Origin of the sequence: Nocardioides sp. CF8 (assembly GCF_000389985.1) — a bacterium.
GTDB classification, from domain to species: Bacteria; Actinomycetota; Actinomycetes; order Propionibacteriales; family Nocardioidaceae; genus Nocardioides; species Nocardioides allogilvus.
In genome coordinates this window covers 1,237,393-1,243,800 of record NZ_CM001852.1, presented here as the reverse complement: position 1 = coordinate 1,243,800, position 6,408 = coordinate 1,237,393, and the positions used below count along the sequence as shown (strand labels likewise).

General features: G+C 72.6%; 6 protein-coding genes and 1 pseudogene. All 7 read right to left on the bottom strand.

All coding sequences use genetic code 11. The features are described 5' to 3' along the window. Positions 1-279 (bottom strand): annotated as a pseudogene (locus CF8_RS22410) (guanine deaminase); the annotation flags it as partial. Beyond that, on the bottom strand, positions 276-1,085 hold the full coding sequence (xdhC, locus tag CF8_RS06100) for a xanthine dehydrogenase accessory protein XdhC (RefSeq protein ID WP_010832258.1): 810 nt from the start codon (positions 1,083-1,085) through the stop codon (positions 276-278). The gene xdhC and the pseudogene CF8_RS22410, both read right to left, overlap by 4 nt. A gap of 1 nt (position 1,086) precedes the next feature. Then, positions 1,087-3,315 carry a xanthine dehydrogenase molybdopterin binding subunit gene (xdhB, locus tag CF8_RS06095; RefSeq protein WP_010832257.1) on the bottom strand — a complete coding sequence of 743 codons (2,229 nt, stop codon included), beginning with the start codon at positions 3,313-3,315 and terminating at the stop codon, positions 1,087-1,089. Then, positions 3,312-4,661 (bottom strand): xanthine dehydrogenase small subunit, encoded by a 1,350-nt coding sequence (locus CF8_RS06090; protein ID WP_010832256.1) that lies wholly within the window; start codon positions 4,659-4,661, stop codon positions 3,312-3,314. The genes xdhB and CF8_RS06090 overlap by 4 nt, the downstream gene beginning before the upstream one ends. Before the next feature lie 6 nt (positions 4,662-4,667). Beyond that, positions 4,668-4,982, bottom strand: a complete 315-nt coding sequence (uraH, locus tag CF8_RS06085; protein ID WP_010832255.1) for a hydroxyisourate hydrolase — start codon at positions 4,980-4,982, stop codon at positions 4,668-4,670. Beyond that, a complete protein-coding gene (gene uraD / locus CF8_RS06080) occupies positions 4,979-5,443 on the bottom strand; it encodes a 2-oxo-4-hydroxy-4-carboxy-5-ureidoimidazoline decarboxylase (protein ID WP_036490390.1) in 465 nt (154 codons plus the stop codon). Before uraD ends, uraH begins: the two co-directional genes overlap by 4 nt. Then, positions 5,436-6,287 carry a factor-independent urate hydroxylase gene (gene pucL, locus CF8_RS06075; protein ID WP_010832253.1) on the bottom strand — a complete coding sequence of 284 codons (852 nt, stop codon included), beginning with the start codon at positions 6,285-6,287 and terminating at the stop codon, positions 5,436-5,438. Before pucL ends, uraD begins: the two co-directional genes overlap by 8 nt. Positions 6,288-6,408: the final 121 nt, after the last annotated feature.

The following is a 6,408-nucleotide window of genomic DNA, read 5'->3' as shown; positions in this document are numbered from 1 at the left end:
CCCCCCCAGCCACTCCAGCAGCGGCATCCCGAGCGCGCCGATGACCCGGACCTGCGGGAAGTGGACGTGCGTGTCGACGAGCCCGGGCAGCAGGATGCCCGGCCGCAGGTCGATCACCGTGGCGTCGGGGCGATCGGCGCTCACGGACGCGAACGCGCCCCGGGCGGTGATCACGCCCTCGCTCGAGACCGCGAGCCCGAGGTCGTCGTCGTAGCGGAAGCCGGAGTCGTCAGGGGTGTCGAAGGCACGCGCCCGGTAGACGACCTCGGTGGGCCTCATACGCGCGCCCGCTCGGCGGCGAAGACGCGGAGCAGGTCGGCGGCCACCGAGACCGCGATGGTGGCCGGCTCCTTGCCGACGATCGCGGGATCGCCGATGGGGCTGCGGATCCGGCCGATCGTCGCCTCGTCATGGCCCTCGACGAGCAGCCCGGAGCGGAAGCGGACCCACTTCGCGGCCGAGCCGATCAGGCCGACGCTGCCGAGGTGGCGGCACCGCAGGGCGGCGTCGCAGATCGCGAAGTCCTCGGCGTGGTCGTGGGTCATGACCAGCACGTGTGTCCCGGCGGGCACGGCGCCGAGCACCACCTCGGGCACCGGCGAGTGATGGACGCGTACGGCGCCCGCCCCGTCGTCGAGGCACGCCAGCCGCTCGTCGGTGAGCTGGGCGGCGCGGGAGTCGACGAGGTGCAGCTCGAGGTCGTGGCGGACCAGGATCCGGGCCAGCTCGAGGCCGACGTGTCCGACCCCGAAGATCGCGACCGACGGCACCACCGGCAGCGGCTCGAGCAGGAGCGTGACCTCTCCCCCGCAGCACTGGCGGCCGTGCTCGGTGCGGGCCTTGTCGGTGAGGCCGAGGGTGAGCTGCTCGGTCGTCGCCACGCCTCCGGCCAGCATCGCCCTCGCCCTGGCCACAGCGGTCTCCTCGAGGTTGCCACCCCCGACGCTCCCCCACGTGCGGTCAACGGCGACGACCATCTTGGCGCCCGCCTCGCGCGGCGCGTGGCCGCGGACGTCGGCGACCGTGACCAGCACCGCTGCCTCGCGGTCCTGCCGGAGCCTCTCGACGACTGCCGTCCAGTGCATGTCAGCCCCTCCCTCGCTCGATCGCCCAGAAGACGGCCTCGGGCGTCGCCGGCGAGGCCAGCTCGACGCTCGCACCGGGTCGACCGAAGGCGCCGACAGCCTCGCGCAGCGCCTCTCGGACGGAGAAGGCCAGCATCAGTGGTGGCTCGCCGACGGCCTTCGACCCGTGCACCACGCCGTCCTCGGTCGCGTGCTCGAGCAGCGCGACGTTGAGCTCGTCGGGCAGCTCGCTGAGGCTCGGCAGCTTGTAGGTGCTCGCGGACTGGGTCAGCAGCCGCCCCCGACCGGGCCCGTCGGACTCGTCCCAGCGCAGGTCCTCCAGGGTCAGCCAGCCCATCCCCTGCACGAAGCCGCCCTCGATCTGCCCGAGGTCGACCAGCGGGGAGAGGCTGTCGCCGACGTCGTGCACGATGTCCACGCGCCGGGTGTGGTGGGCGCCGGTGAACCCGTCGACCTCCACCTCGGCAGCGGCGACGCCGTAGGCGAAGTACTTGAACGGGTGGCCCTGCATTGCCGCGGGGTCCCAGTGGATGCCCTCGGTGCGGTAGAAACCCGCTGCCCACAGCTGGACGCGAGCGAGGTAGGCCTCCCGCACGAGCTCGTCCCAGGCGACGTCGCGCCCATCGGCGTACGCCCGCAGCCGGGCGAGGATCTGCTCGCACGCGTCCTTGACGGCGCCGCCGTTGAGGTCGGAGCTGGAGCTCGCGGCGGTCGCGGACGTGTTGGGCACCTTGTCGGTGCGGGTGGGCGCGAGCCGTACCTTCGTGAGCGGGACGCCGAGGGTCGTGGCCGCGACCTGGAGCATCTTGGTGTGCAGGCCCTGGCCCATCTCGGTGCCGCCGTGGTTGATCAGCACCGACCCGTCCTTGTAGACGTGCACCAGCGCGCCGGCCTGGTTGAAGGAGGTGAAGTTGAAGGAGATGCCGAACTTCACCGGCGTCACCGCGAGCCCGCGCTTCGTGTGCTCGTGGGCGGCGTTGAACTCCGCGATCTCCGCCTGCCGAGCCGCGATCCGACCCGTGTCGAGGACCTGCTGCCACGCCCGCGCGATCCGCTCGGGATGACGGACGACCTGCCCGTACGGCGTCGCCTGCCCGTCGACGTAGAAGTTCCTGCTGCGCAGGGCGACCGGGTCGATGCCGAGCAGCGGGGCGCAGCGGCCGAGGATGTCCTCGATCACGAGCATCCCCTGCGGTCCGCCGAAGCCGCGGAAGGCGGTCTGCGAGGTCTTGTGGGTGCGCGCGATCCGGCCGTGGAGCCGGACGTGCGGGATCCAGTAGGCGTTGTCGACGTGGCACAGCGCGCGGGCGAGGACGGGTTCGCTCAGGTCGAGGCTCCACCCGCCGTCGGAGGTGAGCGTCGCCTCCAGCGCCTGCAGGCAGCCGTCGTCGTCGAAGCCGACCCGCCAGGACGCGTGGAAGCCGTGCCGCTTGCCGGTCATCGTCAGGTCGTGGGTGCGGCTGAGCCGGAGCCGGACCGGGCGCCCGGTGAGCGTCGCGCCGAGGGCCGCGACCGCGGCGAAGCCGTGCGGCTGCATCTCCTTGCCGCCGAAGCCGCCGCCCATCCGCAGGCACTGGACGGTCACGTGGTGGCTGTGCAGGCCGAGCACGTGCGCGACGATCTCCTGCGTCTCGGTCGGGTGCTGGGTGCTGCACTGGACGAACACCTGACCGGCCTCGTCGACGAGCGCCAGCGAGGCGTGGGTCTCGAGGTAGAAGTGCTCCTGGCCGGCCATCTCGGTGACGCCCGTGAAGACGTGCGTCGCGCCGGTCAGGCCCTGGTCGACGTCGCCGCGCGCGACGACGGGCTGGTTGCCCTGGAAGCTCTCGGCCTCGATCGCCTCGGTCAGCGCGACGATCGCGGGCAGCGGCTCGTAGTCGACCTCGACGGCCTCGGCACCCAGTCGCGCGGCCTCGAGCGTCTCGCCCAGCACCCACGCCACGGCGTGCCCGACGAACATCACGATGTCGGGGAAGAGCGGCTCGTCGTGCTTGGTCCCCGAGTCGTTGACGCCGGGGACATCGTCGGCGGTGAGGACGCGCACGACCCCCTCGACCTCGAGCGCCGGACCGGTGTCGATGCGGGCGACCCGGGCGTGGGCATGCGGGGAGCACACGGGGTGCGCGTGCAGGACGTGGTGGGTGCGGTGCACCAGGTCGTCGGTGTAGAGCGCGTGCCCGGTGACGTGCAGGGCGGCGCTCTCGTGGGGAAGTGCCTGGCCGACACTCATGTCCCCGCCTCCGCCCAGAGCTTGCGCAGCGCGTTGCCGAGCATCGCCTCGCGGTAGGCGGCGCTGGCGCGGTGGTCGTCCATGGGCGTGCCCTCGCTGCGCAGCACCTCGGCCGCGACCTCGACGGTCGCCGCGGTCCAGGGCTGCCCCTCGAGCGCGGCCTCGGTGGCCAGCGCCCTGATCGGGGTCGCGGCCACCCCGCCCAGGCCGATCCGGGCCTTCCCCACCACCCCGGCAGAGATGTCGAGCGCGAACCCGACGGCGACGCTGGAGATGTCGTCGGCCCGTCGCTTCGCGATCTTGTGGAAGGCCGTCAGGCCGGCGAGCGGTCGCGGGATCCGGACCGACGTGATCAGCTCGCCCGGGCCCAGCACCGTCTCGCGATAGCCGGTGAACCAGTCGGCCAGGGCGACCTCGCGCTCCCCGTCGGGCGACGCGATCACGACGCTCGCCTCGAGTGCGAGCAGCACCGGCGGCAGGTCGCCGATCGGGGAGGCGGTGGCGAGGTTGCCGCCGATGGTCGCGCCGTTGCGGATGAGCGGCGACGCGAAGAGCGGCCACACCTGGTCGAGCAGGGGCACGGCTCCTGCGAGGCCGGCCTCCACCTCGCTCAGCGTGAGCCCCGCGCCGATCTCGATCACCTCGGCGACCGAGAGCGTCCGGAGCTCGGGCAGGCGATCGACGTACACGACGTATGGCGCTCGGCGCCCGCGCAGGTTGGCCTCCACGCCCCAGTCAGTTGACCCGGCGACGACCGTGGCGTCGGGATGGTCACGCAGCAGCCCCAGCGCGGCGGCGAGGTCGGCCGGACGGGTCGCGCCGGGACCCGGTGCCGGCCTGGTCTGCCGCTCGGCGAGGGTGTCCCCCGCGGTCGGCGTGCCCAGCGCCAAGGCTGCGTCGCGGATCGGTCGGTAGCCGGTGCAGCGGCACAGGTTGCCGCTCATGGCCTCGACGTCGAACTCGCCTGCGTCCGGGCGGTAGTACTCCGCGGCCATCGAGCAGACGAAGCCCGGCGTGCAGTAGCCGCACTGCGAGCCGCCCGCTCGCGCCATCTCGGCCTGCACCGGGTGCATCCGCTCCGGGCTGCCGAGGCCCTCGGCGGTGACGACCTCCTGGCCGTCGAGGGCGGCGGCCGGGACCAGGCACGCGTTGACCGGGGTCCAGCGGCTGCCCTCGCCCGCGGGACGGCAGACCAGGACGGCGCAGGCGCCGCACTCGCCCTCCGCACAGCCCTCCTTGGCGCCGGTCAGCCCGAGACCGCGCAGGAAGTCGAGGGCGTTGGTGTGCCCGGGCACGCCCGTCAGCGGGCGTGGTTGCCCGTTGACGGTGACGTGCGGGTCGGACATGGGGCCTCAGCTGCCACGGTACGTCGAGTAGCCGAACGGGCTCAGCAGCAGCGGGACGTGCACGTGCCCGGCGCCGGAGACCGTGAACGTCACCAGCACCTCCGGGTAGAAGCCGTCGGTGCCGCGCTGGGCGAAGTAGGCCCCCGAGTCGAAGCGCAGGGTGTAGGTCCCGGGCTCCAGTGCCCTGCCGAGGTCCGCGACCCGGCCGTCGGAGTCGGTGACGGCCTCGGCGCTCGTGCCCTCGCCGCTGAGGGAGACCGCGACACCGGACGCCGGCCGGCCGAGGGTGGTGTCGAGGACGTGGGTGCTCAAGGTGGTCATCGACTCAGTGCCTCCCGGTTGCGGAGCAACGCGATCTGCGTCAGCTGGTTGATCGTCTCGGCGCGCTCGACCTCGTCGGTGGTGCCCAGCCTGCGCCGCAGCTCGGCCAGGACCTCGGGCCCGTCGCGTCCCGCGGCGCGGATGATGAAGACGCGGCCGAACCGTTGCTCGTAGGCCCGGTTGCCCTGCGCGAGCTGCCGTGCAGTCTCCGCGTCCTCACTGTCCACGCCCGCCTGCTCGCGGGTCGAGTGGCGCGCGTCGTGCGTCGCGGCATCTGCCCGCTCCCCGATGCGCGGGTGCCGGGCCAGCGCCTGCTCGAGCTCCTCGTCGGTGATGCCCGCTGCGATCTCGGCCATCGCCTTCTCCATCGCCTCGAGGCTGTCGAACGGTCCGGCGGCCAGCACCTCGTCGGCCCAACGCGGCACGTCGAGGCACGTCAACAGACGGGCCCGCTCATCCATCGCGGGTCACCGTCACCTCGATCAGGCCGTAGGGCCGGTCGGCGGCGATGAACACCTCCCCCGGGTTGTCCAGCCCGAAGGGCGCGAGGTCGACGAGGAAGTGGTGCTTGTTGGGCGCTGCGAACGAGATCTCCTCGACCTCGTCGTGGGCCACCAGCACCGCCCGGCCCATGGCATAGAGGGTTTCCTGGAGGGCCCGGCTGTAGGTCGACGCGAAGGTCGCCAGCAGCAGCGCCCGCACGTCGCCGTACGCCGCGTTCCAGTCGATCCCCGCAGCGTCGGCGTAGCGCCAGCGGGCCGTGAGGGCGGTCGCGAGGATGCGGTCGTCGGCCTCGGGCAGCGTCGTGTACTCGTCCTTGAGGAAACCCTTGAACTCGGAGCCGGTGGACTTCAGCACGGTCAGGTCCTTGAGCCCGGACACGACCGTGGCCACGTCGTCGTCGAGGGAGACCTGCGTGGTGCGGACCTCGGCCCCGCGACGTACGAACGCGTGGTCGTGGCCGTGGCCGTCGACCTCGATCCGGTCCCACGCGAACTCCTCGACGCTCACGCGGGCATCGGTCGCTGCCGGGGTCGCCTCGACGAGCCGCCGCGCGAGCGCGAGGGCGTAGTCCTCGGGCGAGGTGACCCCGTGCTTCTTGGCGAAGGCGAACGCGGTGTTCTTCTGGGTGTCGGTCGGCAGCACCTGCGACTGGTCGCCGTCGGTGTGTGCCGCGGCGAAGTCACCGCGCAGCGAGGTCGTGACGTTCAGGTCGCGGATCTCGTGGCGAGCCGTGTCGCGCACGATCCGCACGACACGGTTCTCCGCCTTGCCGTACTGGTTGGGCCCCAACACGATCCCCATGGCCCGACACTAGTCCGCCCGACGGGCCGAGTCCCGGGTATCCGCAGCCCCCCACTCCTGGAGCTACCGAACAGTCGCGGGGTCCCCATTCGGGCGGATTCATATGGTCGAAGCAACGCTT

Coding starts and splice junctions, on each gene's coding strand:
- xdhC (WP_010832258.1), bottom strand. CDS start 1,085: ATGCACTGGACGGCAGTCGTCGAGAGGCTCCGGCAGGACCGCGAGGCA.
- xdhB (WP_010832257.1), bottom strand. CDS start 3,315: ATGAGTGTCGGCCAGGCACTTCCCCACGAGAGCGCCGCCCTGCACGTC.
- CF8_RS06090 (WP_010832256.1), bottom strand. CDS start 4,661: ATGTCCGACCCGCACGTCACCGTCAACGGGCAACCACGCCCGCTGACG.
- uraH (WP_010832255.1), bottom strand. CDS start 4,982: ATGACCACCTTGAGCACCCACGTCCTCGACACCACCCTCGGCCGGCCG.
- uraD (WP_036490390.1), bottom strand. CDS start 5,443: ATGGATGAGCGGGCCCGTCTGTTGACGTGCCTCGACGTGCCGCGTTGG.
- pucL (WP_010832253.1), bottom strand. CDS start 6,287: ATGGGGATCGTGTTGGGGCCCAACCAGTACGGCAAGGCGGAGAACCGT.